Origin of the sequence: Leisingera sp. ANG-M7 (genome assembly GCF_000813965.1) — a bacterium.
In the GTDB taxonomy this organism is placed as follows: domain Bacteria; phylum Pseudomonadota; class Alphaproteobacteria; order Rhodobacterales; family Rhodobacteraceae; genus Leisingera.
In genome coordinates, this window is record NZ_JWLI01000006.1 from 128,799 (window position 1) to 154,217 (window position 25,419).

At 59.8% G+C, this 25,419-nt stretch carries 14 protein-coding genes; 3 read left to right on the top strand and 11 right to left on the bottom strand.

Annotated elements, in window-relative coordinates:
• Positions 1–343 precede the first annotated feature (343 nt).
• The 8 genes from RA26_RS08070 to RA26_RS08105 all read right to left on the bottom strand — a co-directional run bounded on the left by RA26_RS08070 (position 344) and on the right by RA26_RS08105 (position 17,406).
• Positions 344–3,535 carry a helicase-related protein gene (locus RA26_RS08070; protein WP_039182450.1) on the bottom strand — a complete coding sequence of 1,064 codons (3,192 nt, stop codon included), beginning with the start codon at positions 3,533–3,535 and terminating at the stop codon, positions 344–346.
• Positions 3,532–5,370, bottom strand: a complete 1,839-nt coding sequence (locus tag RA26_RS08075) for a phospholipase D family protein (RefSeq protein WP_039182454.1) — start codon at positions 5,368–5,370, stop codon at positions 3,532–3,534. The genes RA26_RS08070 and RA26_RS08075 overlap by 4 nt, the downstream gene beginning before the upstream one ends.
• Positions 5,360–6,529 (bottom strand): DUF6361 family protein, encoded by a 1,170-nt coding sequence (locus RA26_RS08080; protein ID WP_039182455.1) that lies wholly within the window; start codon positions 6,527–6,529, stop codon positions 5,360–5,362. Before RA26_RS08080 ends, RA26_RS08075 begins: the two co-directional genes overlap by 11 nt.
• Positions 6,529–9,672, bottom strand: coding sequence for a UvrD-helicase domain-containing protein (locus RA26_RS08085; protein WP_039182459.1), 3,144 nt, complete (start codon positions 9,670–9,672; stop codon positions 6,529–6,531). The genes RA26_RS08080 and RA26_RS08085 overlap by 1 nt, the downstream gene beginning before the upstream one ends.
• Positions 9,672–12,260: a PD-(D/E)XK nuclease family protein gene (locus tag RA26_RS08090; protein ID WP_039182462.1), complete on the bottom strand. Its 2,589-nt coding sequence runs from the start codon at positions 12,258–12,260 to the stop codon at positions 9,672–9,674. Before RA26_RS08090 ends, RA26_RS08085 begins: the two co-directional genes overlap by 1 nt.
• Positions 12,261–12,333: 73 nt before the next feature.
• A complete protein-coding gene (locus tag RA26_RS08095) occupies positions 12,334–13,329 on the bottom strand; it encodes a helix-turn-helix transcriptional regulator (protein ID WP_039182465.1) in 996 nt (331 codons plus the stop codon).
• Between the two features lie 379 nt (positions 13,330–13,708).
• Positions 13,709–16,615, bottom strand: coding sequence for a UvrD-helicase domain-containing protein (locus RA26_RS08100; protein WP_082015785.1), 2,907 nt, complete (start codon positions 16,613–16,615; stop codon positions 13,709–13,711).
• 212 nt (positions 16,616–16,827) lie between these two features.
• Complete coding sequence (locus RA26_RS08105) at positions 16,828–17,406, bottom strand: exonuclease domain-containing protein (RefSeq protein ID WP_052272348.1); 579 nt, start codon at positions 17,404–17,406, stop codon at positions 16,828–16,830.
• Positions 17,407–18,137: 731 nt separating this feature from the next.
• Here RA26_RS08105 and RA26_RS08110 point away from each other — a divergent pair.
• The 3 genes from RA26_RS08110 to RA26_RS08120 all read left to right on the top strand — a co-directional run bounded on the left by RA26_RS08110 (position 18,138) and on the right by RA26_RS08120 (position 19,751).
• Positions 18,138–18,335 carry a hypothetical protein gene (locus RA26_RS08110; RefSeq protein WP_039182468.1) on the top strand — a complete coding sequence of 66 codons (198 nt, stop codon included), beginning with the start codon at positions 18,138–18,140 and terminating at the stop codon, positions 18,333–18,335.
• 6 nt (positions 18,336–18,341) lie between these two features.
• Positions 18,342–18,869, top strand: a complete 528-nt coding sequence (locus RA26_RS08115; protein ID WP_039182471.1) for a hypothetical protein — start codon at positions 18,342–18,344, stop codon at positions 18,867–18,869.
• A gap of 282 nt (positions 18,870–19,151) precedes the next feature.
• Complete coding sequence (locus RA26_RS08120; protein ID WP_052272349.1) at positions 19,152–19,751, top strand: 3'-5' exonuclease; 600 nt, start codon at positions 19,152–19,154, stop codon at positions 19,749–19,751.
• 252 nt (positions 19,752–20,003) lie between these two features.
• On the opposite strand, the gene RA26_RS08125 is transcribed toward RA26_RS08120, so the two are convergent.
• The 3 genes from RA26_RS08125 to RA26_RS08135 are packed head-to-tail and all read right to left on the bottom strand — an operon-like array spanning position 20,004 to position 25,376.
• Entirely contained in the window at positions 20,004–23,123 is a 3,120-nt protein-coding gene (locus tag RA26_RS08125; RefSeq protein WP_082015786.1) for a DEAD/DEAH box helicase, read from the bottom strand.
• Positions 23,116–24,471 (bottom strand): EH signature domain-containing protein, encoded by a 1,356-nt coding sequence (locus tag RA26_RS08130; protein ID WP_052272350.1) that lies wholly within the window; start codon positions 24,469–24,471, stop codon positions 23,116–23,118. The genes RA26_RS08125 and RA26_RS08130 overlap by 8 nt, the downstream gene beginning before the upstream one ends.
• Entirely contained in the window at positions 24,468–25,376 is a 909-nt protein-coding gene (locus RA26_RS08135; protein ID WP_206540429.1) for an OmpA/MotB family protein, read from the bottom strand. Before RA26_RS08135 ends, RA26_RS08130 begins: the two co-directional genes overlap by 4 nt.
• Between the last annotated feature and the right edge of the window lie 43 nt (positions 25,377–25,419).

The following is a 25,419-nucleotide window of genomic DNA, read 5'->3' on the forward strand; positions in this document are numbered from 1 at the left end:
TCAAGGAAGTCGGTGCCGGGGCAGCCCGACTGAAATTTGGCATCGCGCGGTAATGTGGTTTGAACGCCCGCTCGTGTCTTCAGCGCCATATCGGGACAGGCTGCGTCCGGGCCTATCCGATGGCCCAATAAAGGATCCTGCTCGCCATGGTGCCCAAGGGGGGGCGGTTTCCTCGTAACCACTGTAATGTTCCAGAGCCCCTTGGCGACAGTGTCATTTGCAGACGATACGTTCAATCGGAGCTGTATTCAGAATTTTTAACACGGTCCATCATAGCGATATGCAAAGAACCGCGCGTTTGCTCGAGTGAAATTAGCAAGCGAGATGTAATAGTGTCCTGCACTCAGCACGGGCGCAGGCTGATCTGGAGTGCCGAAAGGTCAATGTCGCATTCCGCATTTTCGACGGTGTCAAGAAACGACAACAAGTCGTCCTGCCGTGGTTGACCAAAGGCGAGACGATAAAGGGCCACCGAGCGTTTGAGCCAGTCGAGCAGAGCAGCTTCGCGGCTGTAGGGCAGGGATAGCACGTACCGCTCGATGCAGGTTTCACCGTCAAGAAGCCAGAAAGGTTCCAGATCGCCGGGGCGTCTCGCTTGCCCATGCGCAGACTCGAACATGGCGCGCCAGGGATCAGCATGCAGATCGCAGTCCTTCAGAGGCTGACCGTACCCTGCCGCAAGGTTTAACCTGACCGCGTGGTTCTTGTATCGATGAACACGGCCTTCACGTTGTTCGAGGTCCACCGGATTGGCGGGAAGATTCCAATGCACCAGCCGGTGGCAGTATGGATGGAAATCAAGTCCTTCCTGGCCAACGGACGTGGAGGCAAGGACAAAAGGTCTGAAGGGGGAGTTGAATGCGGTCCGAACCGTATCTGTCCGCTGCGCCCCTTCTTCCTGACCTTTCTGCAGCAGACGCGTTGCGAAACGGCCCCGCATCTTGAGTTTAGAAGATATTTTCAGGCTGTTTCGCTTCACCTTGTACCGCTTGATGTCGATCTGAGCGGGCTTGAGTGAGAGCGCGTGGTCGATTGTCTCGGCAAGGCTGGTGACGGCGAGGCTTGGATCCTTGTCCATCAACCCCTCGGATTCCAGCAAACCATGAAGGTACTCGTCCAAAACCGATTGCAGATCATGCTCGAGGCAGTACCTCAGGACCGAATGCCAATAGGTGTCATCGCTCTCGCTACGGAGCAGGGCCTGACTTTCGGGTTGATTGAACAAACTGCGGAAGGCCATCCCGATCCTGGTGGCAGCATTCAGCATCGCCGGATCATCGAGCTCCAGGGGGGGGACGACTCGTTTCAAGGCCCGCAGCGCACAGGTTGCAGGGCTGCCAAGCGCCATGTCCGTGAGATGGCGCAGCAAGGTCTCTGCATCCGGATGTCCGTACAGGGCGTCGCTTCTGGCAGCGTCGCTCAAAGCTTTCAGGTGATCGTACCAGCCATCCTGGCCATCGGTCCGCACGACGTCCGTGAGGATGTCACCCCCGGCCAGCCACGCGTCAAAGGAGGTGTGGCCTACATCCAAGGCCGCCGCACAAGCCCAGTCCCACGTCATGGCACGTTCGGCGGGGTCGTCGCGGGACTTTCTTGATCTGTTTCCCGCGACAACACCGCGCTGGACAGGGTGTAGGCGCGCGCCCAGACCCGCCGACAGGGCGCGCAGGCGGTGGGACGCCTCGGCTTGCATGGCGGCAGCGCCGGCGACGGGGCCTGCGCTACGGTAAATTTCCAAGGGATCAACCGCCGCCGCCAGCGTCGGAGAGGGGATCACGAGGGGCAAGGCGCGAAGCCCGGTCAGGCGGTTGTTCGCCTTGATCCGATGAAATCGCAAAGGTTGTGAGCTTTTCTCGAAGGCCTCCGAAAAGCCGTGTTTCTGTCGATCGCCCATGCCCATCTCTCGCTCGCTTGCATAGGAAAGGAGCGCGGCAATCGCGTCAGGGACCATTGCCCACTGGGAGAAGATCAGGACTTTGCTCGCAGTCACCCGGGGTCCGAAATAGGGCATGCTGGGCGGCATCCAGAGACGCCGCGCCATGTCATCCTTGAAGGCGATGTTCTGGAGTGCGCGCATGCGCCCATTGTTGAGCGGCAGCGGGCGGTAAGCTTCGACAGCTTTGATGTCTATCTGCGCAATTTTTGCGTCGCGGATCGCATCCAGAAGGGCTCGGCTTGGTGTATCCTTGAGGTGGTCCAGGCGCTGTCCCAGCTTATAGTCACGCATAAAGCTAAGCAGGTAGGGTGCGGACTTCCAATATTCGACTATTCCAGGAGCGTCGGCCGCCTCTGCCACCCGAGCTATGGCGCGCGCTTCCACCAGGTCGGCGGATTCGATCGTGACCGGCACCTCGATGTCACGCATCATAGCGTCCCGCTCGGCGGTCTCGGCAACGCGTTCTGTGCGGGCGATGACCTGGCGCAAGCGCTTCTCTATACCGGTCTTGATCGCGCGGGCGTCCTCGAAACTGCCGGGGAGCCCCTGCATTGCCAGCCGGTAGCGGCGCAACTCGTTTTCAAGTTCGGCGCGGACCGCCGGACCGTTGTCGCCGAACAGAAAGTTCAGGACATCCAGGAATTCGCGGTAGTGATCGCCGGCATCTGCATCGTCGTCTCGCAGGGACAGCATACGGTAAGGAGTGGCAGACAGAAGCAAGACCTTAGATCGGTTGCCATTCGGGTCTTCCGCGTTGAATAGCTTGCGTGCAAGGTCGGCCGCTTCACCGTCGCCGTTCAGAAGTTCCGTGAACCTCTGGAATTCATCGAGCACGATCAGGTCGGGTTCCAGTGCCTCGGCGCTTTCTCGTGCGAGGATTGTCCGGAGTTCGCCAACGATGGTCTCCCGCCGCCGGTTCAGATTTATATCGTTTCCACGCCAGCTCTTATAACATTGGGCGCAGTCTTCAAGCTCTTGCAACAGGTCGGGTCGCGCGGCGACCGCGCCCTGGAACCGGGCGGAGATCTGCGGCTCGACGGGCTGCTGATCGACCCACTCACGCGTTTTGCACCATCCTCGAGCCCCAGCATACCCCTGCAGCATTTTCGCGACGGCGCTCCGATCCTTTAAGAGCCGCCAGATAAGTTTCAAGATCAGCGCGCGCTCCTGCTTCAAGCCGCCGCCTTGCTTGAGGTCCAGCGAGGTCCCCGGCGTCAGACTGAAGAAATTGACACCCTTTTTCTTGATGCCTCCGGCCCGTGCCAGCTCAAGCGCGAGCATGGTGAGCCGCGTCGGCAGGACGCGCGAGTGCTCACCGCCCATGACGTTTAGTCGCGCGACGTTCTGTTTCGCGATTGCGCCGTTCGAGCAGATATAAACGATGTCGATACGCGGAACGGTATCCTGCAGAGCCTCGATGGCCCGGGCGATCACCCCGCGCGCCACCATCGTCTTGCCAAGGCCGACTTCGTCGGCAACAAGGAAGTGTCGCACCGCGTCGTGATCCACGAGTAGTCGCCTTGCGACGTAGTCAACCGTCTTGCGTTGAAAGGCCTTGAGCGGGCGAAGTGCTGCTTCGGCCGAGAAACAATCGGTCATTGCGTCTTCTCCGAAATAACGGCCTGAAAGGTCTGCCACAGATGCAAAAAATCTTCGGGTATGACGTCGCTGCGCCCGGTGTCGGGGTCGCTGAGACGGGTGACCAGCCGTTCGATGTCGCGCAGCTGCCGACCGTCGCCCGACAGGGCCCGGACCATGTCCTCGAGGATCGGCGCGTCCTGGCCGGTACCGAAGGTACCCGAAAGGCTACCGTCTCGACCGGCGGAGAACAGGGCCTTTGCCGCATCGGACACGTCGGCCAGAAGCAGGCGGATATAGCGCAAGAAGGCGGTGCGGTTTTCGATCAAGGCGCGCAGGATCTCCGCGGTTCGGGCATAGGGCAAATCGACAAGCTCTGTCCCCAACGTGAATGTCAGTTCAAGACCGCTCTCGTCGTCGACCAGATTAACCCCGATCCAACGGGTTACATCCTTGAGTGCAAGGCGTGCCAGCAAGTGCTCTCTGTCATAGAGAGACCGCAGCGAAATGCCATGTTCTATACCAGCGACGATGGGCCAAAGTCGCAACCGAATGCCCTCGGGGACGGCAACCTCCGTCCGGGAGGAGAGAAAGAGTCGAATTCTTCCTTCATCCTCTTCTTCGCAGCGCAACATCGGGTCAGATGTGGCCAGGTCGCGTCTGACGGCGTCCAGACGCTGTTCTGCTGCTTTCTCCACAAGAGTGTCAGGGTGATCAAAGGGCGCGAACTCCCGTAAAAAACGTCCCAGCCGCTCTGGCGACATCTGGTCCTGCACGGTGCCGATATCCTTGGTGTAACCCGAGAGGGTGGCAAAAACCTCGACATTGGTGCCACTGATCAGCGCAGGAGCCGTCGCATTGCCCGATCCAATTGTGATCTCAGTGCTTGAATAGCGCTCGGTGATGAAGGCTTTGGCATGGAGGCCACGAGCGGGAACCGGACCGGAGCCGTCCTCCTCGCCTTCATCGCCGTCCTCTGTCTCGGCCATCTCGTCGAGCACTGCGATCTGATCGAACCGCGCGAGGGTTTCGGGTTGCAGGATGGCCAGTTCCTCAGCCCGGCTCAGAAGGCAGGCTTTAGCGGGGTCGATTCCGCGCGTGAGTGTCACAAGCGCCTTGTCGGTCACGAAGGGAGAAATGATGCCGAGTGTTCTGCCAATGCGGGGGCGCCAGACATCATCCGTCAGCCCATTGACCGCGAATCTGATGCTGCGAATGTGTTCGGGCTTATCCCACTCAGCGCGAGCCAGTTCATCCGCAAGAAAGGTGACCATGTCTTTCACGCGGTCCGGTGTCGGACGGCCGGAGGCGAGACCGGGCAGGGCGCGGACAAGCTTGACCAGCGGAGCGTTCTCTTCCCGCAAGGCAGTGGTTGCCGCGCCGTCCAGCGAAAGCGACAGGTCCCAAGAGGCGTCGGTTGTCAAATTACGGGACAGGAGCGCGAGGCGCAGGCGTGGCCGCCCGTGTCCACCTATAGGTGTGAAGCGCAGCAGCCAAAGCTTGGGGTGAAATGCGCCGTCACGCGGTGCGGTGACTTCGGTCACTGTCTCTTCGAGCAAGGCTGTCAGACGATTTGCCCCCTTGGGTACGGCCTTTATCCGCCCCGCTTCGCAAAAGATGGCAATGCGGGCTGACAGCCGTTCCAGGCCTTCGAGCAGGGCCAGCGGGGTGTCCAGCGTCTCTTGCCGGTTCTCGGCCGCGTGGAAGGCAAGGGTTGCCGGAACCACCAACGCGGTTTCGAAATCCAGAGTGTAGGTCGTTGCCAGTGCGGCATCGAGGTCATAGCCCGCGGGCGCCCGCAGGATCTCGGCGTAGAGAGCCCGGTTTTCGGGATCGAGTGCCGCGTTATCCTGCATAAACAAGGTCCTTGATGTGGTTCGAGACGACGGGCGTCCAGCGGTAATTCAGGGGCGCCGTGCCCGAGGCACCGCTCCAGCGCATTAAGGCACCTTCATTGCGAAAGCGCGATTTCGGCCCTTTTAATCTGACTTCGCGGTCACGGACCAACCTGTGAGCGTCAGGGTTCTCGAGCACCTGTCCCGCCGTGCGTAGTGTTATGTCGCGCCAGTCTTCTATAAAACGCCGGCTGTGAGGTTTGACGTTGTGGATCGTGGTTCTCGTCAAGAGCCAGAGGTCTGACAGGTCCCAATCAGCTAAATGCCCCAGACGCGTCTCTTCGGCCCATTCTTCGATACTGGTGGCATAAGTGTCTGCCCGATCATGCCAGATCGACTTAGTCGTTCCCTGCATCTCCGCCGCCTGGCGAGATAGCATCAGGTTGTAAAGCAGCGAGGCACCGTGCATTAGGCGTGAGAATCGTTCCGCATGATCGACTACCTTGGCGATGTCTGGCGGCCAATCAGCGCGTTCCGGATGCTCCCAGATCATGTCACATTCGGGCGCAGTTGCCTTGCGGGACAAGAGGGTTAACAGGCTGCCCGGAGCAGATTGCACAAGCCGGTCCCTCAGAAAGCCGGTTTCATCCTCGGAAAGGGCAAAGACCGCTTCGCTGTCTGGTGCGACGAGGAAACCTTCGGGTGCTGTCGGCAGGCCGGCGGCCCAGAGCGCATCCATCTCTGCCGGGGTCGCTTCGAGGCAGGCATTTCGGCTGCCTTGAAACCTGCGGATGCCGAAGGTCAGCAACCCGGCCCAGTAGACGTCGCTGGGCAGGCGCTTCAGTTTCTCCCGCGCAGCACTGCCGATGACGTTCTGAGACTCGCCGCCCCGCACCAGTGCTTCGATGAGTCGGATCTCGAGTGAGCGGGCGAACTCCCGCCGGGCGGCTGCCGTGCCCTTGTGCGATCCGGCCATACGGTAGATCCAGGGCACGAAGAGCATGTAGCGGAGGCGCGTCTGGATGGTCGAAGTGCCCGGGAACATCAGGTCAGAGAGGGAATCCCTGACCGAGCCAAGGCCAAGCTCGTCGCGACTATCCTCCTGGCCAAAAAGATCCATGATGCGACGGGTCCGGTCCCGGTCGGCCTGGTCGAAATCGATCCATGCGAGAAATGACATCAAACGGGATCCTCTATCCTTGCACGGGCGACGCTCAGGGTGCCTTCGCTCATCCAGTGGACGGCCATGCCATTGACCGTCTTGTCGGGCCAACGTGCTTTGATTATCGCGACATAGGCGTCAAGTTGCGGCCGGTAGGTGGAAAAAGCGCTGGCCGGGTCGGGGCACGGACCGGACTTATGATCGACGATGAGCAGGCCGCCCGGTCCTTCGGCCAGACAATCCACGATGGCGTTGGTTTCCGATCCGTCGGCCAAGATTTCCTGAAGCGGAAGCTCGAAGTGCAGCCGGTCGTATCCCTGGTCCGCCAACCAGCGCGTTAGCGCCTGCGCTTGCGTCGCGATTTGGGAGATGGCGCGCTCAGGCAGGCCGGTGGCCGCGGCGAGACGATCTGCCCGTTCGGGACGTTCGGCCAGGACGCGGAAGGCGAGGTGCCAAGCGATGCCGCGCTCGGCCGCGTTGCCCGTGCGGGTCTCGGCTACGCCATCGGCAAGCTTTATGGTGTTCAGGGGCGCGGTGGGCAGCGGAGTATCTTCGACCAAATTCGATGGGCTGCGCCGCCAAGGTGTGCGCGGCGCTGCGTCCGGGGCGCGGGCCATCCCGAGGCGTGGGTGTGTGTCGCCAAGCGGCTGGGCCGTGAACGCGGGTTCGTCCGGAATGCCTTCGTGGACATTGGCGGCAAAGGCCCGGCCAGCCACCGCCAGAGTGCCCGCACTCGTCTCAAACCCGGCACGGGCGCGCAGCAGATCGACCATCCGCCTGGGATGATCCGTAGGTTTGCTCGGTGGCCGTGGCATCAGCAGAATGAGCCGATCCCGTGCCCGTGTCAGCGCGACGTAGAGCTTGCGCGCCGCGTCGCGTTCATCCTCGGGGCGGCGCGCCTCTGTGAAGGGCTCCTGTGATTCCGGAGCGGCGAAGTCGGGCAGGAACCCGAGACCCGCGTGTTCCAGCGCATTGTCGAGTTCATCGAAACCGTCAAACTCCGCCCGCATGGTTCCGGCGCGCTCCGCGATCGTCTTGTCGAGGCCGGCCACGATCGTTATCGGCCACTCGCGGCCTTTCGCAGAATGCCAGGTGCAGACCTCAATTCCCGAGGCGGACCAGCCGTCGGGGTCGGGGTGACGGTCCCACTCCTTGGCGGATTGCAGCAGGATCCACCCGAGAAAGACCTGCACGCCGGCGCCGTGGAAGCCCGCGGCGGCCCGCAAGTCCTGCGCCATGACGTCGAACTCCAGCGCCTCGGCCTCGAAACGGGCAAGGTCCGCAAGCGCCTGCGCGGGCGCCTCCAGGCCTGCAGCCCAGTCGCGCAGACCGCCCGCGCGCAGGACTGTGGCTAAGGTTTCCGCTACCGGCCGGGTTTCGACCAGGTCAGTTATCGCGTGCAGCGGCGCCAGGGAGACATGGGTGGCCAGCACCCCGTCCACTGCGCTGCGAAGTGCATCTTCCAGCGCCATGCGGGGCGGGCCGAGCGTCAGCCAGGTCAGCGCGGCATGCGTGTCTTCGGGATCGGCCGTCAGCGCCATTGCGGCCCGGGCGGCGCGCATAGCGGGAGAACTCAGCCAGCCATCTTGCCGGATCCGCACCGGCAGGCCGCGGGCCTCCAGCGCAGCAGCCGCGGCGCCGGCTTTGTCGTGTGTGTAGGTGAGCACAGCGATGTCGCTGGGCCGGGCCGGGCGCATGTCCTCGCGCGTCTTGTCGTAGACCAGAGTGCCTGCGGCCAGGATGTCGGCCACGCGGTTGGCGATGCACTGTGGCGTCGTATCCTTTCGGCCTTTCGGTAAGTGCATAACTTCGAGCGCGGTTTCTCCTGTGGCAGCGCGTTGCGGCTCGAGGGGATCATAGGTGTCGAAAAGGGTTGGCCCGAGGGTGTTGACGAACTCCATAATCCGCGCCTCGGAGCGCCAATTGCGGTAAAGCGGCGTGACCCTGTCCAGGTGTGCGGCTTGCAAGGCTTCGGACAGCCGGGGGTCGGCGCCCTGGAAGCCCATGATAGATTGCTTGGTGTCGCCCACGAGTAGCGCGCGTTTCGCACCGCGCGCCAGCCGCCAGAGCAAGGCGAACTGTACCGGGTTGGTGTCCTGGAACTCGTCGATCACCACGCAGTCGATTTCACCCAGCGTGGCCTGCAGGATCTCGGGGCAGTTACGGAGCAGGCTTTCCGTCTCGGCGATCATGTCGGCATAGTCGATCAGGCCGGCGCTCCGCTTCGCGGCCTTGTAGGCCTCCAGAACCTGCTGCGCGCCGGTGACAAGCGCGGTTAGGTGCTTCTTGGCATCGGCCATAGGGCCGGGATGGCGAGGCAAGGTGTCGGCGGCGTCGATGACGGTTTGGGCAAGGGCGTCATAGCCCTCGGGTGTAGGGGCGCCGCGTTTCGACAGCCTGATGTTGCGCAATTTCTGCCAAAGCTTCCAGTCCGTGGTCAACGACTCGCCCATGGCAGCGCGTCGCAGGTCACGGTGGTTCTCGGAAAAAGCCTTCGTGGCCGAGGAATTGCCCTCGAACATCGGCGCGATATTATTTGGAAACGCGTCCAGCAGGCAACGGACGGCGGCTTGCAACGCCTCAGTCAGGGCCGCACCATCGCTGTCGCAAGGGCCGTAGCCCACGGTCAGGGCGTCAAGCGCAGGGCGCAGGATCTCGGGTGACTGTCCCCGCACGCCGAGCCCGCGAATGAGATCCACCGTCCTCAGTACATCGGCCCGGAACCCGTCCTCGGCGCTGGCCTGGTTCGCGTGGTTCCACGCATAGCCGAAGCGTCCGAGGTCGGCCATCAGAGGTTCCAGCGCTGCGCAGCGGTCCATTTCGAGACGGATCAGAAGGTCGCGCTCGGGCTCGCTGAGCAGGCGGCTCTTGGGCGAACGGCCGGCGGCAAAGGCGTGTTCGGTCAGCAGCCGCTGGCCCAGTGAATGGATCGTTCCCATGTAAGCGCGGTCGATCTCCACTGCGTCCTCGATCCGGCCGCGCGACATGAGTTCGGCCCGCACCCGGTCACGCATTTCGGCGGCGGCGGCCTCGGTGAAGGTCACTGCAAGGATGCGGCCTGGAGAAACCTCTCCGGACGCGACCCAGTCGCCCAGCTCCTTCTGGATGTGGTAGGTTTTGCCCGCACCGGCGCCGGCGGGCACGATGGACAACTGGCGCATCACACGTCCTCCTCCTGGGGGGTGTCGGGCAGGCTGAAGGCCGCCACCAACGGGTTGTCGAGCGCATAGGCTCGGATGCCCCGCTCCTTGGACATCTCGGCATCACCCGCGCGGTTGAGGCGGATGGCTCCCGCACCGACTTCGGCCAGAACATGCGCCAGGTGATCCATGGCATTGGCCGAGGCATTCTCCCCGGTGGCCTCCACCCGTGGTATGTCGCCGCCTTGCGCATCTGACAGGACGGTGCCGTCCCGCAGCATGTGATAGGCAGTGACGACCTGTGCCCCCTCCGCCACCAGCCGGGTCAACGCGGTGTCTTTGGTGGGGCGTTCCAGCATCGCACGGTACAGTGCGACCTGCAGGTCCCAGCCTTTGCTCATGCGATCACGCCGTCCAGCTGCGCTGGAGCGCTTGTGATCCACCACGAGAATGCGCCCATCGGGCAGACGTAGCAGGCAATCCGCCTTGCCGTGCAGAAGTAGGCCGCCATGCTCTCCGGAGAGGGCGATCTCGTTGTGCAGAATCTCGGACTTGGTGTCGCGGAGGAACCCTGCCCAGGCGGTGCAGACCTGCATGGCCTCCTGCAGGAGGGAGCGGCGTTCCGTGGCCCAGACAGCTTCAGCGAGCCAGGCGGCATGACGGCTAATGGCGGCGTCGAGAACCCCGGGCACCTTGGCCGTAAGACTGTCGCCATCCGGCACCAGCGCGCCTTCAACAAAGATGTCCTCGAGCACCTGGTGCATTAGTGTACCAAGTGTCATCACGTCGAGTGTCTCCGGCGCCCAGGCGCGCTCTTTCGCGCCAAGCTCGTCCAGCAGCCAGCCCAGTGGGCTGGTCAGCAGGGTCTCCAGGCGCGAGGGAGAATGCGGCAGCGGCGCACCTTCCGGCGTTTTGCGCAATGCCGTGAGATCGACGCCCGGCTTGTCGACGGTCGCGAGGCCGCGCTGGATATGGACCATGCCGCCCGCGGGCAATTCCGGGGCGCCTCCCTGCGGGACAGGGTCGATGCGGGTGTATGCGACGGGCCAGTCCTGGGGTGGGGCCTTGCGTAGCTCGGTCGCCAACGCATCTGGGTTCTCGGCGCCCAGCATATGAGCCACCAGGGCCAGCCCGGTGGACGGCGTCAGCCGATCCCCCCGGAGATCCAGTGCCGGCACCAAGAGCGTAAGCCCGTCGCTCGCCACTCCAAGCTGACGCCGGAAGAGCTCCAGCCCGCGCGCGAGTTTCTGTTGCCGCCCGCTGAGCAGAAGCCCAGTGGCGCGGATCTCAGCAATCTCGCCTTCGGTGAAGAACGGGTTGGAGCCCGGCAGGCGCGGCCAGTGCCGGCCCGCCATGCCAAGCACCATGAGCTGTCGGACCGGGCGCCAGGGCAAGGCATTCTCCGTGAAAAGCGATACGCCTTCAACGAAGCGATCATACCCCTTTGCCGCGTTTGGTTGTGGCTTGGCGAGACGGTGCAGCAAAGGCCAGTCGAGGGTCTCAACGATGACGGCTTTCAAACGGGCGATCCGGGGATGAAGTCGTGCCTGCGGCACGGCCCGGGCGGCCACGCCGAGACGCGCAAAGAGCTGCGCGGGGCTCTCGCAAGGGCGCAGCGCATCCAGAAAATCGCGGGCAATCCCGGTTTGTTCCGCGGCGGTGCGGGACCAGCCGTGGTCCATTAGCTCCCGTGCCATCCGCCGCCCGATGTCCGGCGGCCAGGGCATCCCGGGTAAGACGTAAAGCGAGGCCAGCGCGGTCCGCGGCACAGGTCCGCCCAGCAGAACGAGCAGCAGGGACAGCAGTTCGCCCGTCGTGTCGCGCCGCACCGCCTCCACCGGCAGCCCGGAGAGCGGGATCCCTACGCGATCGAACGCATCGGCCAAGGCCTGTCCATAGGCAGAAACATCCGGCACGAGCAGGCCGATCTCCCCGGCTTGCGCGACGCTTCCACGATCCAGCAGCGAACGGGCAAGGGCGGCGGCGAACTCGGCCTCTTCGCGTGGATCGCGCAGCCCGTGGCAGGCCACCGATGAATCGACCGCAACCTTGCCGGAGCGGCGCCCGAGGTTCTCCTGAAGGTGGCGAAGCGCTGTGCCTTCTGCACCGGCCGGTGCCAGGTGGGCGGTTTCTTCCCATCCGTGGTGCGCGGCAAGCCTGGCCGCGACGGCGGCTTCGGCGGGCGCAGTGAAGGCGCAGGCCGGACCGGTCAGTGGTAAAGGCTCCAGAGCCATCTCGGCCGTGCTGCGCAGGACTTGGCGCCAGGTCGCCAAGGGTGTGGGCAAGGCATCAAGGTCGCGCCAGAGGTCGCGAAGCGCAGCCAGATGTACCCGCGCTCGGCCGCTTGCCAGCCGCTCCGGCGCAAGGTCGGACGGATCGAGATTTGGCGAGGCCGTCGCCAGCGAGACCAGCCCGGCCTCAACGGCGCGCGCGGTCTCTTGCGGGGCGGCGGCGAAGCTGTCCGACCAGGGCGCATTAAGGCCGAGATGGTCTTCCAGCGTAAACTCGGGAAAAAGAGGGGCAAGATAGACCTCGGCCAGAAGGTCGTCGGTAACATGGCGCACGGCCCCGGTGACCGGAGAACGTGTCAGCAGAGGATCGATGCGCATACAGCAACCTTTCGAATCGTTATGCAATCTTCACCATGATCCCGTCACGGGGTGTCAGAAACTGTCAGGCACATCAGGGAAAAGCCTGGAAATCGCTTCGCCGATGCATGGCGACCATCTCGCGCAGGGCCTGTGGCGCGCGCACCTCGACCTGATCGCCCCATTGGTAAAGGTGCCAAGCCATCTCGGTGTGGCCAGAGGCTTGGAACCGCACGGTCAAGGCGCCGTCCGGCTCCTCCTCCATTTGCTGGTTGGGGTGAAAGACGAACTGCCGTGCCACCGGTGCCGCGGCCGGGGAAAACCGCCATTCCACGGGGCCGTACTCGGCCTCCGAATGAAACGAGCCAAAGGCTTGGGCGGCAAAGGAGGAAAGGTCAAATTCCGGATCGCGGGAAAAGCTGCGCGACGTGATCCGGGCGTCCTGGATCCGATCGATGCGGAACCGGCGCATCCGGCCATCGCCCTGTGCCGGCAAGGCCACGAGGTAGCGCCGCGTGCCCAGTAGAAGCCCGTATGGCTGCAGCAGGCGCCCCGCAGAGCGCCCGTCGGCAGATTGATAAGTGATTTCCAATTCCCAAGGCGCGCGCAAGGCCTCGGTAAGCACTCTGAGGAGCCGCAGGTCCGCCACCACGCGCGGACCGGGGCGTGAGGCAAATCCTTGCGCCTCCAACAAGGCGTCCGCATCGGCCTCGGCGCGGAGGGCCTGGCTCGAGGGCATGGCCGCAAGCAGCCTGTCGCGCAGGATCTGCAACCGCAACGACTCGTCCGGGGAACCGTCGCGTTCGGCCCGTTTGACTGCAAGCTCCAGCGCGGCCAGCTCGCTATCACGGATTCCCTGTGCCTGGAGCCATCGCGGATCGTGGCGTGGCATATGCCAGCGCCGCCGTCGATCTTCGCCTTGGCTGATGTCGACTTGGGGGAAGAGCGCCTCGAAAGAGCGCATCATGCGCTGAGCGGTTCGATGATCGCAGCCGAAGGCCTCGGTGACGTCCTGAAGCGCGACGCCGTCGAACCGGGACATGGCCATTTCTGCAAGACGCAACAGATCTGCGGCCTTCGCATAAGACATTAAAATTTCCTCGGAAGAAATCCCGCGTTACTGCCGAAATTGGTGACAGTTTTTGACACGCTGCCGGGGCAGAATGTATTTGTCAATGGACCTAAGGTGGCGGTTACAACTTGTCCCAAGTTTCCTCCAATTCCGTGTGAGACTTTGGGCCGTTCTTTAACGCTCACTAAATCCCAACTTATGCGCTCACCCGCCATCAGGTTGTAAAGCTTTTCCAGGCTGCGAGGTCTTAAAGTAAAACGGCCCGGAACTTTGAGTCTGTCTCAGTGATGATGTCCGTCGATGAATTTGATGCGGCGACGAGACGCGCCCCGAGCAGATTGTATTTCACGCGGCCCTACGAAGGCGTCGGCTCGGAGCATTCACCACGACCTAATTCTTATGTTGTCTTTTGGGTTCTCGCTTTTCCGCTACAGTCTGGAAAGCGAACGCAGCCGAGAAACGGCCCGAAGCGCCCATTTCGTTCGACCAGCCAACCATCGTTGCAGCTTGGGCAGGATTGCTGGACTGTGCCACATTCGGTGCAGGTCGCCTCATTGTCAGTTGTTTCACGACGCGGTAGCCCACTGCCACAGGCGGAGCAAGCGGACATCCTGTTTCCGCATAACTGCACGTGTTCACATCGATACCAGCCCGGGCCATCTTGGCCGGGCATAAAGAGCAAACGCCCGCCGCATTGCTGGCAAGTGTGGGTGTGTTCTGCAGCTTCCTGAGGGCTGGCAACCTGATAATTCGGATCTTTCAGAAGTTCCGTGACGAAAGAAGAAGGGCGGGCCTCGGACGCTAAAATTGTTACGGTGTGCCGGGCGCGCGTCATCGCAACATACATCACGCGTCTTTCCTCGGCATTCGTGAAGGGCTCAGTTTCGGGCGAAACCAAACTCAGTAGAGGGTCGTCCACGATCATTGAGGGGAACCCCATGCGGGCGTTATCGGCGCCGAGAATGACCACATGATCCGCCTCCAGCCCCTTCGAGGCGTGGATGGTCTTGAATTTGATCGACAATCCAGGATGCCTCCTCCGAAGGTGTCGCAAATTCGGTTCGAGGAAGCGATATCTGCCAAGCAGTAGAACAGAAGGCTGGCGATCCGCGGCTGGTGCTTCCGATGCCAACGCTGCCAAGGTTTCCGTTAAGACTTTTTCGCCGGTTTCTCGTCGCGTCCATGCAATCCAGATGGCCGGCTGATCGGTTTTGCCCGCAGGAATGACTGTCTTTGTGATCTGCGCGGGGTTGCAGAGAATAAAACGCCGCGCGGCCAGCGCGATCCTGTCTACAGAGCGGAACGTCCGTCCGAGATCAACTGTCCGGTGAATTCCGGTTTGACCGGCAAATTCCCCCCCAAATTCTGTGCCAAAATTTCGCATGATGTGGATATCGGAACCGGCAAATCGGTATATCGACTGCCAGTCATCTCCAACAGCGAAAATTTTGGCATCTGCGTGCTGTTCTTTTAGCGCCTTGATGAGCTTTGCGCGACCGGTTGAGATATCCTGAAACTCATCGACAAGGATGTGACGGAAGGGACTATCGTAGCGCCCGCTCTCAACGAGCAAAGTGGCGCGGTTCACCATATCTTCGAAATCGATACGTTCGCCGAGCCTGATTTGATATTCGCGGTAAACAGCAGCGAATATCTTGAGGAATGCCTCAGCCCGTTTGCCCATCTTCAACGTCGATGCCTTATCTTCGCAGTCGTCAAGCTGATACCCGCCATTCTTGAAGTGCCTCAAGAAGGTGGCGATTAGGGATGTGAAGCTGTCGACCACGCCGACCTGCGTGACCTGGTCGTAGATCTCGATGTCGGGGATAGGTCGGGGCGTGACATGGGGCTTGACCTTTTCTGCGAGGGATACGAGCAAGCGGCCCGCCTCGCGCTCCCAGCTGTAAGTCTCGAGAAGGACGGTGCCGTGCTCTTCGTGGACCTGACGTTTCCATTCCATGCCCGCAAGGTATTCTTCTCGATCGACAAAGGGTGCTGTCATCAGTTCTACGGTGCCGTCGCTTAAGCTTTTTTTGCGGACTCCGAAGTGTTCCAGGTAGACACCACTCTCTGTCAGGCGGAAATCGGGTGTGTAGGTCCGGCGGCCTGTCTCCTGTAACTTGTGTTCGTAGTTGGGTTCGTACTCATAGGCGATGCCGTTCCGGTAGAACCAGTTCGCGATTTGAAGTTCTTCGAAGCTTTTGACCGTTTCACCTTTCAATGTCCGGAGGTTGCGGCTCTCGACTTCGGAATACCAGTCGTGAGCGGACTGATAGTCCCATGGCATGGGGAAGTCGTCAAAGAAGCCGGCGAACCAACCGATCACGATTTCGGCTACATCAGCCATACGGCTGACGATATCGCGCAAGATTTCCTTGATCAGCGAGAGAAAGGCCTTGTCATCTGTCGCCGTTGGCGCAAGTGGCGGCTTTTCTCCTTCGACTACACCGATGATTTCGTAGGCCAGCGCGTGGAATGTGCGGGCGGCAATTGGCACTCCGCACCGGGCTTCGATCCGCTCCGACATTTCCGCTGCTGCATCCTTGGCGAAGGCCAATAAAAGAAGTTCGTCCGGTGCTCTGACGCCAGATTTCAACAGGTAAGCAGCTTTTGCGGTGATAACGCTGGTCTTGCCAGATCCGGCGCCAGCGAGAACCAACGTGGCGTCTTCGTCGACCACGACCGACAACCGTTGCTCCGGTGTCAGTGGCATCGACTCAACTGTGTCGAAGAATTTCTTCCACTCATCGAGTTGTCGATCGACGAAGGTGTTTATTGCCGCTTCCCGTGTATGATGCGGATTTCGCGCGAAATTGGTGATCGGCGTCACATGTTCGATCACCTGATCTCCTACTGCTGCGGGATTCAGCTTGGAAAGGACCCTGTTGTTTAGGTCTTCTGCTCGCCTTGCCAGAGGATCGATCAAATGCGCTGAAGGATACCTGTCCAGTGTTTTTAGTGCAGCAAGCGCCTCGAGAAGCCTGGAGATGCTCTCATTTTCATCGGCAAACTTTTGGAGGTTAAAACTGGTCCAAGTCTTTTCGGTCGCTTCTGCGAATGATTGCGCGCTGGAAGCGGACACTGCCGGCAGTAAAATCTGCCTCCCATTGTCCAGGCTCAAGGTGAGGGAAGCCGCAAACAATCCCTTTTTTAGGCGTGGCGCCGAGGCTATTTCGTCAAACCTAAAAGTGTTCTGTCTTTTGCCTTCTACTTCCAGTCGGTTGTCGTGGAGGACCAAGGTGCGAGCATGCCGTCGTAGAGGATCGGAAAAGACCGCCAAAAGAGGAATTGAAGTGAGTTTCATTGGTCGGAGTATTCCTCCCTTCCTTTGGCATGTCGGTTCCGCACAAGGTAATGAAGCCAATCCGTCCAGATTTTCGCCGAGTGCTTTTTAGTGACAAGCGGGTACCTTTCCCCGGCATGCGAAAAGCCGGAGGCCCTTTCCGCTCAGGGCCTATAGTTTTGATGCCCGGAAGGAGTGCTCACCTGTAAGCTGCCTATGTCGTGACAGAGCACTCAGGCGTCATGGAAGCAGACCTCGAGGCCTTTCGCCCTCTCAGCATGCAAGACAACTTCAGCCGCAGCCCGCGCATCTTCCTCGGCATCATGGTGATCGAAGGAAAGCCCCAGATGCCTTTTCAAAGACGCGAGCCCGTGCCCACCGTTTCCCTTTAATTCCGGCCACGCTCGCCGCGCAATTGTCACGCTGTTCTGCCAATTCCAAACTGGCTCATCGCGTTTGAGTGCGGTACAGGCGGCTCGGAATGCACTCCTGTCGAAACCGGAATGCTGGTAGACAGTGATGCCGCTTAGTGGGGCTTCGAGTAAAATAAGGGCCTCTGCGAAGCTCGGTGCTCCTTTTACGGTTGATTGGCTGATCCCGTGCAAACCGGTAAATGCCCAAGTTGGCGTTGCAGGGTCGACGTAGGTCATCCAGGTCTCGATGGAGTTGTCGGGAAGCACGCAGGCCACACCGATCTGGCAAATACTCGCGCGGTCATGGTTGGCGGTTTCAACGTCAAGCGCGACGAAGCGAAAGGAGCCCGAAGGGAATTTGCGACCTTCCGATTGGCCGCACCTGAGGAAACTCAACATTGGAAGACACCTTTATTAGAATTGGACCTGTCACGTTTTGAGAATTGCTCCAAGTTCTCATTTACGCAGCTTGAGTCTCGAAGGCCAAGGGGCTTTTTCAGCCAAAAGCTGAGTGCCCTCGTCAAATTTGTAGAAGCCGTTGAGGGATTTGAAGTTCGCCAGCTCGGCGGCCCGCGTAGTCGACAGGGAACGCTGCCATAGCAACTCGGCCTTGATCTACTTGAAGTTGGTCCCGACGGCAGCGTTACGGCGACATCTTCAGGTTCCGTTCATTGAGGTATGGAAGCCAAGCTGGCCCAGGAGATTTTTTAGTCGAGGGAACAGTATCGGCTGCCCCGATTGGTAAGATGAATGTAGTCCGCAAGCGGTGGCTGCAGGGCGAGGGCAGAGTTCAGAGCCCGGATCGCCAAGTCAGGATTCTTCCAGTTGCTGACCACCCAGCCGATGACACGCCGGCAATCCAGAAGGGGGACGAGCGAAGGGGCCGGATGCCCGATTGAGGAAGTCACTCCTGATGCCGACAGCTTCTGAAGGCGTCGATGTTGTAATGATGGACAGTACAAACCCTTCAACGGCCGCCTAAGTTGAGTTGCATAAGTGCAGCATGGCACAGCAAAAGGTTGCGATCAGTGGACTTTCGCCTTCGTCCAAATCTGAATTTATGAGAACCCTATCAATAAGTTACATGTCAAAGCTGTGAATGGGCTAATGAATCCGCGGAGGGAGCTGAAATGACAGAAAAAAACCAAAGAACAGAGGACGCCACGCGCTACCGCATCGCTCGCTCGGATGCTCCGATTAGGACCATAACTGACAAAATTGAAGAGGTTTTCGGCCTGCCCACTGGAAGCGTCGTTTTGGTTAAGCCTGACGGCCGTAAGAAAAGGTCTGATGCGACCATTCAAAGTCTTAGGGATGAGTGGGAGTGAAAACCAATGCCTAATTCTGATGCGCTCGTTGTCTGCGACTTTTTCGAAAAAATGGATGGAGCTATTGGTGAGGTCAGCTTTGTTAAGAAGCCCGATATCCGTTTGCTCGCAGAATTTAGCGATTTGAAAGGTGAGCCAATCCTTCTGAGTTTCGGGGAGGCCTACCTTCTGGGAGCGGTCTCCGAGATTGCCGAAGAGGTATGGTCACATCAAATAAAATCGGCTTTCTTGGAAGCAGATGCCTTCTGTGAGATGGCAGATGAATGGTTCGAGTTTACGCATATTCAATCACTGACGATAATAGCGAAACTTGGTGATCAAAATTCATTTTTTGAAGAGGAGGGGCTGATTTCTTTTCGAAATGGCGTTTCAGAAGGAATGAGGGATCTTCGAAGTCTGCGCGTTATATTGAATTGTAGCTATGAGGCATTGGTTCACGCGCAAGAGCTACTCACTTGGCCGCTTGCAAGTTTCGAGTGGCGTGTAGAAGCAGGAAAGAAATTTACGCGGCGCAAAAGGAATAACGCGTCTTAAGGGGGACTTGAAAAAGTTGTCGACAAGTCATTCGACACGTTGAAAACTCAGGAAGTGAATTTTCGGCAACTCAGCCTTTTGTGGCGAGAAGGGTCGACAGGCTGTTTGATGTTGCACAAGTGCCCATGGTCTTGCCCTTAAAAATAGGCGCCTTCGCGGAGTGTTTACGTGGAAGACGAAAGGTTCGCTTGTTCAAGCCGAGTGTTTGTGGGGGGCTACTCTGCACAACCATGTTTCGTAAACAAGTCCGCGCCGATATAATCTCCTTCAGGGAGATTTGGGATGTCAGACGAGAAGCAAAAGTCGGGTTCTTATTCAGACGCAACTACTCGAGTGCGCAGTGGCTTCGGTTCCGGTGTTTGCCTGAATATGAAGGACGGCCACCAAAGTCCTGTTTTTATTGATTTTGAAGCGTCGAGCCTGAGCACCGTGTCATGGCCTATAGAGGTGGGGCTCGCGTGGAACGCCGGGAAATGCGTTGTTGTTGAAAGTAAGTTGATCCGGCCGAGACCGGAGTGGCCGGAGGCCGATTGGTGTCCTGAGAGCCAGGCAATCCATGGCATTATGCGCTCGGAGCTTGATAGTGCAAATAGTGCGGATGAGGTGGTCGATTGGCTACTGGAGACAGTAGCGGCGCGCCCCCTTGTGAGCGATGCGCCGGAGTTCGACCAGCGGTGGCTCGATCGCTTGCTTGGTAGTCCGGGACCGGAAATCGACGATTTTGACCGCGCCGTCTGGGAAGCTTTCTCTGATGGTGGAAACATAAAGGCAGGTGGATTGCAACGAGTGTATCAATTCCGGGCAAAAGAAAAGGCAATTCACCGCGCCGGCGATGATGCGGCAGTATTGTGTAACTCGTGGATTGCAGGGCTTGGGAAGTAACCAAACTCGAAAACGATGTTAGGAACACTGAGCTTATTGGCGACTCATCCTGACGCTCCGAGCAAAGTGATCTACCCAGCCATCGAGCTGCAATGCCATTTGCATATCGCCTGCATTCTCCTTGAAACAGCAGAGCTCCACGGTATGCAGCCCGTGGCCGTGCAAGCCCGCAGCAACGAACTCCGAGACGCAGCGGTTGGAAACAGGTTTCAGTTTGTAGCGAGCCTTTGTCCGCCTTGGTTGAGATGTAGTTTAGCTAAGTTCGTAGGCGCCGTCGGCGTCAGGCGTCACAGGTGGCAGCCCATCGCGGCGGAATTGTTCGGCCATGCTGTCTGCAATAACGGCGTGCTGGCCGCGTGTGGGAGAGGCGACGGCCTCCGTCAAACTGGTGACGTCAGCGGCGCTGTCCCCTATTGGCCAGAGGGCCTGTTCCGCCAGCTTGCGTTTTCGCTGCATAAGGCTTTGCAGAAGGCAGTCGAAACTTTCTGCTCCTAATTCGGGGTGCAGGGCCATCGGGATATGCACAGAAACCGGACGCGTCTGGCCAATGCGATGGACACGGTCATTGCACTGCTCTTCAACTGCCGGATTCCACCAGCGAGACAGGTGGATGACGTGGGTTGCTGCCGTTAACGTTAGTCCAGTGCCTGCCGCCTTTGGCCCCAAGATAAGCATGTCGAAACAACTGTCGGCGTTCAACCGTGACTGAAACCTGTTTACTATCTCTTGCCGCTTCGGGATCAGCGTGTCGCCATTTATGATGTCGATACGATCGAGGCCGAAAATGTGACGCACGATTTCGGCAAAGCGAAACTGCATTTCCCGGTGTTCTATGAAGACCAGAACACGCTCGTTCACCGCCTGGATCCTGTGCAGGATGTCGATGACCGCGTCCAAACGCGCACTCTTTGCAATGAATTGGTTCGGCGGGGGGGCGCCAGTGTCGCCGGGGTGTACCGAGACTGAGCGGATGTGATGCAGCATCTTCAGGGCAGCACTGGGGCCGCCGTTGGCCAGATTCAGCTGCGCACGGTCGTATGCGTCGGCCTGTACCTTCGGCATCAGGCGGGGATGCAAGAAACGGCGTTTGACCGGAAGGTCGCGGGCAACTTCGTCTTTCAGGCGGCGCAGGCCAAGGGGGGGCATGGTGCCGCGAGGTTTGAACACGCGCGCATGCAGTTCAGCCATATTATCGGCGTTGGGTTGCGCATAGCGCTCCCGGAAGTCTACGCCGGAGCCGAGGCAGCCAGGGGCTATTCGGTCCATGATGGTCCAGAGGTCGATGGCCGCGTTTTCGATCGGTGTACCGGTGAGCCCGAGGCGGAAGTCGGCGTTCATCGCTTCGACGGCTTTTGAGGCAAGCGTGGTGCGGTTCTTGATGTTCTGGATCTCGTCCATGACCATCGCCGAAAAGGGTACGCGGCCCAGCGAGTGCTGATAGTTTGCAAGTGTCGTGTATGTGGTCAGCAACCAGTAACGGTGGGCGCGTCCATCCTCAAAGGCCTCATCCATCCAGTCGAGATCAAGTTGGGGCAAGCCGGATTGTGTTTCGGTGCCGCGGGCGCCTCGGCGTTTCTGAGATCCCAGAGAACTTCCGTAGAGGCGTACCAGTGTTCCGAAGCCGCGGCCTTCGACGTGGGTCTCAACTTCCTGTTCCCAATTGCGAAGAAGCGACGTTGGGGCAACAATCAGGATCGGTCCGCGATTCAGCGCAGCGGGCTGATTCATATGCTCTTTGAGCCAGGTTAAGAAAGCGATGGTCTGAAGAGTCTTGCCCAACCCCTGTTCATCGGCGTTGAGGATGCCGGGCAACCCGGCTTGCCACGCTTGCAGCGACCAATCGAAACTATCGAGCTGGTGTTGATGAAGTGGGGTACGGATTGCTCCCGGCAACGAAGGGGGAATGGTTGGAATGCGGGGTTCGAGCTGGGCTTCCCAGGATACGTCGTCGTAGTTGTCCAGCGTGTCGAGGATTATCGGCCCGCCTGCTTCTGGTGCCTCTTCCCGCTCTTCCGGAGTGGCGTTCATATTTTCACGCCGCTCGATTTCCCCTTCGATCGCCGCGAGGCGGCCAGACGTGACCTTGAAGGTTTCTCCTCCCAGTTCAGCCGGAGTGTCCGTGCCGGATTGGAGCACGTCGGCCATGAGGTCGCGGAGGTCGCGGAGGTCCGCATCAGGCATGGCCTGAATAGCCTCGACGAGATGTTGAGCGAAGGCCTCCGGCAGCCAGGTAGTGCCGCTTCCTTCAATCGGGACCTTTGGGCGATCGTAGACAGTGATGCCGGTCACACGCTCTGAGTATTCACGGCTTTCTATCAAGGCTGGGCCAGCGATGGCCTCTACCATCTCCTCTTGTCCGGCCGCGTCGAGCCCGTCAAGCGTGCCGGTCTCTTCCAGGTGACGGTTCACGGCTTCAGATATGAAAGCGCGCGGGTTCTCTATGAAAGCGCGGCGTTCCTCGCGTGGAGCTTTCTGGATACGGGCCATTTCTTCCAGAACTGGGGCCGCTCCGCGATCTATAACGAGGTAGGAATTATTCCCGAGCTGGTAGGCCGGCCGAGCTCCTCGAGCATGCAAGCGATGTTGAAAAACGGCGAGGGCCTCACCGGTCAGTTCTGCGTCCCCCTCGCAAATGGCGCCGTCGGAGATGCCGTCATCGTCAAGTCGTTGTGAGGAGTATGGGACGACTTCGAACTGGCCCAGCGGTGTGTCGGGTGAAATCGAGAACCGATCGGCTATACGAACTTCGAGCCCTCGCAAGAAAGCTGTCATCGACAGCCTTGCCATTTCCCGGTTGGCGAGCATCTCGGTGCCGGTCAGATCTTCGGGTTCGATGGCGCGGCGGAAGTCGGCAAGCGCACGCCAGTGTTCCTCTAACGTCTGGCTGGCATCGAATGTGTCCGCAAGGTCCAGCGCGCGCTTCATCCAAAGCGGCAGGCGGCGCAGGCCGTCAGTGGTCCGCAGGATTGCACCGGTGCGTTTCGGGGTTTCGCGGCGGCCATCGCGGGACCACTCGTAGTGAAGGCGAAAATCGGGTCGGCCCAAGACGCCAGTCACGTCAGTTTTTAGCATCAAATCGACAGCGCGGGGCAGGCCGAGCGCCTCTGCCGCAGGCGCAGACAGGCTTGCGGCTGCATCGTGGGAGACTGTCAAGCGACCGGGGGTAATAGTGACCTCATCTGGGTGGGTATCGCCCCAAGCGCGCAGGTCGCCTATCGCAAACAGCAGGTTGCGGTCCTCTGGTGCGAGGTCGGTAAAACTGCGTGTGTTTGGTTTTACCAAAAGCCGGGACAGCAGCCCCTGCTTCTGCTGCGGAAAACAAATCTCAATGCAGTCGTCGGATATGTTGTGGACGGGCGAGGAGTCAGACATGCTGCAGAACCCACTGTGACCAGTTGTAGATAGAGTTGTGGGGTTTCGAGTTGCGTGAAGCGCGCATGATGTCGTCGCAATAATACTGACGCTCGTAGAGTTTTGGCGCTCTCGGGTCATCCATTCGGAAGATGTGTGTCTTGTAGCTGTGGCAGCCATCAACAACAACTTTATTGCCGATCCGCATGATGAGTAGTGAGGTACTGCCGTTGCGGTCCGACTGGCGACCGAAGCGGCGGTTCATGTCGGTTGTGCCGCCGCGCATTAGATTCTGCTGTGCGTAGCGGCGCGCTTCCGATCCGAAGGCGACCCAAGCTTCGTCGATCATCTTGTCTTGATAGAGTTTTAGCCAGAAGTCCCGGCGAGGTGGCCACATGTGACTGTCCTGCGTCGCGGTGACCATGTCGCAAAAGAACTTCATGTCTTGGTGCGTTAGCCAACGCAGCAGGACAGCACGGAGGGAGGGATCGAAGCCCGACCAGATGCCGCCTGTGTGGAGGCGTGGGTCGTTCCAAGCCGCGATGATTGCCTCGCTCAGCTCGTCGCGCAAGTCATCGGGCGGCGTTCGGTCACGCCAGACAGATAGAAGGGCTTCCACCGCGGGACCAGCTCCCGCTTGCAGCACTGGTCCGTTTTCCGGTGTCAGCCAGTTGAAGAGTTTCTGGCGTGTCTCTTTTTGATCCAGGTCAGGTGCGAGGCTTTCAATGAAGAACTTTTGTGCCGCCTTGGCCAAGCCGTAGGTATGCGGACTGGTGAGCCCGATGGATTTGAGAAGCAAGTATGCGTTGTCTGCATTGCGCATAATTTGTGCCAGCGCCAAAGGCACGGCGTCGGGCTGGAACAACTCGGGCAGGGCGGCCAATAGCTTTCGATGGCGCGCTCCCAAATCGCCGCTCCTTTTCTCCAAAGCCGTCGCGAGATAAAGAGTGTGATCGGTCCCAGGGGTGAAGCTGTCGATGTAAATACCAACCATCCCGTCCAGAAAAGCACCGGGTTCGCGTGTGGCAATCTCGGAGAGGTAGAATTCGCGTACAGACGCCAGATCCGGCTTCATTCGCCGAACTTCGTCGAAAACCGCCACCGCTGCCGATATGACGCGTTGTGTGGTGATATCCTCCCAATTCCAGTTCGAAACTCGGTACAGCATGTCCTGCGCCAGCTTCTCGCGGTCTCGGTCCATTGGGGAGTGAATCGCATCGGGCCAGCGAGTCAGAATATTGTCGACGCAACGCTTGATCTGGTCGAGCGGAGGAAGTGCGCGTCTGCGGAAAGACGGCGCGCGCTCTATCATCGCGCGTGCGGAAACGCGTGGCCGGGCGTTCGTGCCATCTAAGCCTGAGATGTTCATGGTTGGGCTCCTGCACCCTTCAGCGCAGAGCGGATGACTTCGATTCCGTCGGTGTGCTGCGGTGTTACCATGATGAACCGAAGGTCGATCCGGCGATTGGTTGCGCGGCCTTCTGTTGTGTCATTCGTCGCGACAGGACGATCTGGCCCGTATGCAGCCACTGATAACACCGGCTGACGCTTGAGATTTTGGTGCTGCATGATCCCCCCGGCCGCTTGGGTCATAGCGAAAAAGGTACTGTTGGCGCGTGCTGCTGAGAGTGTCCGGTTCAGCTGATCTGTACCGACATCGTCCGTGTGGCCTTCGATCTGAACCGCTTCGATCATCACAAAACCCGGGTTGCAGAGGCTGTCGAACCGTGATGCCTCGCCCAGCGTGTAACATGGCAGCACTTCATTGAGACGCTGGGCGAGCCGTGCAACGATTTTGCGTCTGTCCGGAGCGAGGTCAGACCTGCCTGAGGCAAACAGACCTTCGCCCTGAAACCGCAGCGCGTCGGATTCTTCACTCAGTTCGACCTGCAGGTTGGGAAAGTCTGCCCGGATTGCATCACGCAGACGGGTAAGCACCTTACGCCTCTCTTGGGCCACCTGAGCCAGGTAGGCCTCGAGCGGGTCGACCTGCTTTAGCTCAGCAAGTTCCCGGCGAAGGTCTTCATTTTCTGCGATTAGTTGCGTTACCTTAGCCTGTAGCCGCTCCCTTTGAAGGAGCAATTCCGCAAGTTCGGCCTCAAGCCGAACAATGATTTTTGCCCGGCTCTCGGCTATCTGTTGCCAGTTGTCCCGTTCCTGGATGACTTGGTCATATTCGTATTTCGAGACCGCATCCGGGTCACGCATCTGGCTGGCAAAGAAAGCGAGCAGAATCATCATGATGAATAGAAATCCGACCGTCATGTCGGTCATCGAGACAAACGCGCTTTCTTCCTCCTCTTCGTGACGGACCTGT

Coding starts and splice junctions, on each gene's coding strand:
- RA26_RS08070 (WP_039182450.1), bottom strand. CDS start 3,535: ATGACCGATTGTTTCTCGGCCGAAGCAGCACTTCGCCCGCTCAAGGCC.
- RA26_RS08075 (WP_039182454.1), bottom strand. CDS start 5,370: ATGCAGGATAACGCGGCACTCGATCCCGAAAACCGGGCTCTCTACGCC.
- RA26_RS08080 (WP_039182455.1), bottom strand. CDS start 6,529: ATGTCATTTCTCGCATGGATCGATTTCGACCAGGCCGACCGGGACCGG.
- RA26_RS08085 (WP_039182459.1), bottom strand. CDS start 9,672: ATGCGCCAGTTGTCCATCGTGCCCGCCGGCGCCGGTGCGGGCAAAACC.
- RA26_RS08090 (WP_039182462.1), bottom strand. CDS start 12,260: ATGCGCATCGATCCTCTGCTGACACGTTCTCCGGTCACCGGGGCCGTG.
- RA26_RS08095 (WP_039182465.1), bottom strand. CDS start 13,329: ATGTCTTATGCGAAGGCCGCAGATCTGTTGCGTCTTGCAGAAATGGCC.
- RA26_RS08100 (WP_082015785.1), bottom strand. CDS start 16,615: ATGAAACTCACTTCAATTCCTCTTTTGGCGGTCTTTTCCGATCCTCTA.
- RA26_RS08105 (WP_052272348.1), bottom strand. CDS start 17,406: ATGTTGAGTTTCCTCAGGTGCGGCCAATCGGAAGGTCGCAAATTCCCT.
- RA26_RS08110 (WP_039182468.1), top strand. CDS start 18,138: ATGACAGAAAAAAACCAAAGAACAGAGGACGCCACGCGCTACCGCATC.
- RA26_RS08115 (WP_039182471.1), top strand. CDS start 18,342: ATGCCTAATTCTGATGCGCTCGTTGTCTGCGACTTTTTCGAAAAAATG.
- RA26_RS08120 (WP_052272349.1), top strand. CDS start 19,152: ATGTCAGACGAGAAGCAAAAGTCGGGTTCTTATTCAGACGCAACTACT.
- RA26_RS08125 (WP_082015786.1), bottom strand. CDS start 23,123: ATGTCTGACTCCTCGCCCGTCCACAACATATCCGACGACTGCATTGAG.
- RA26_RS08130 (WP_052272350.1), bottom strand. CDS start 24,471: ATGAACATCTCAGGCTTAGATGGCACGAACGCCCGGCCACGCGTTTCC.
- RA26_RS08135 (WP_206540429.1), bottom strand. CDS start 25,376: ATGACCGACATGACGGTCGGATTTCTATTCATCATGATGATTCTGCTC.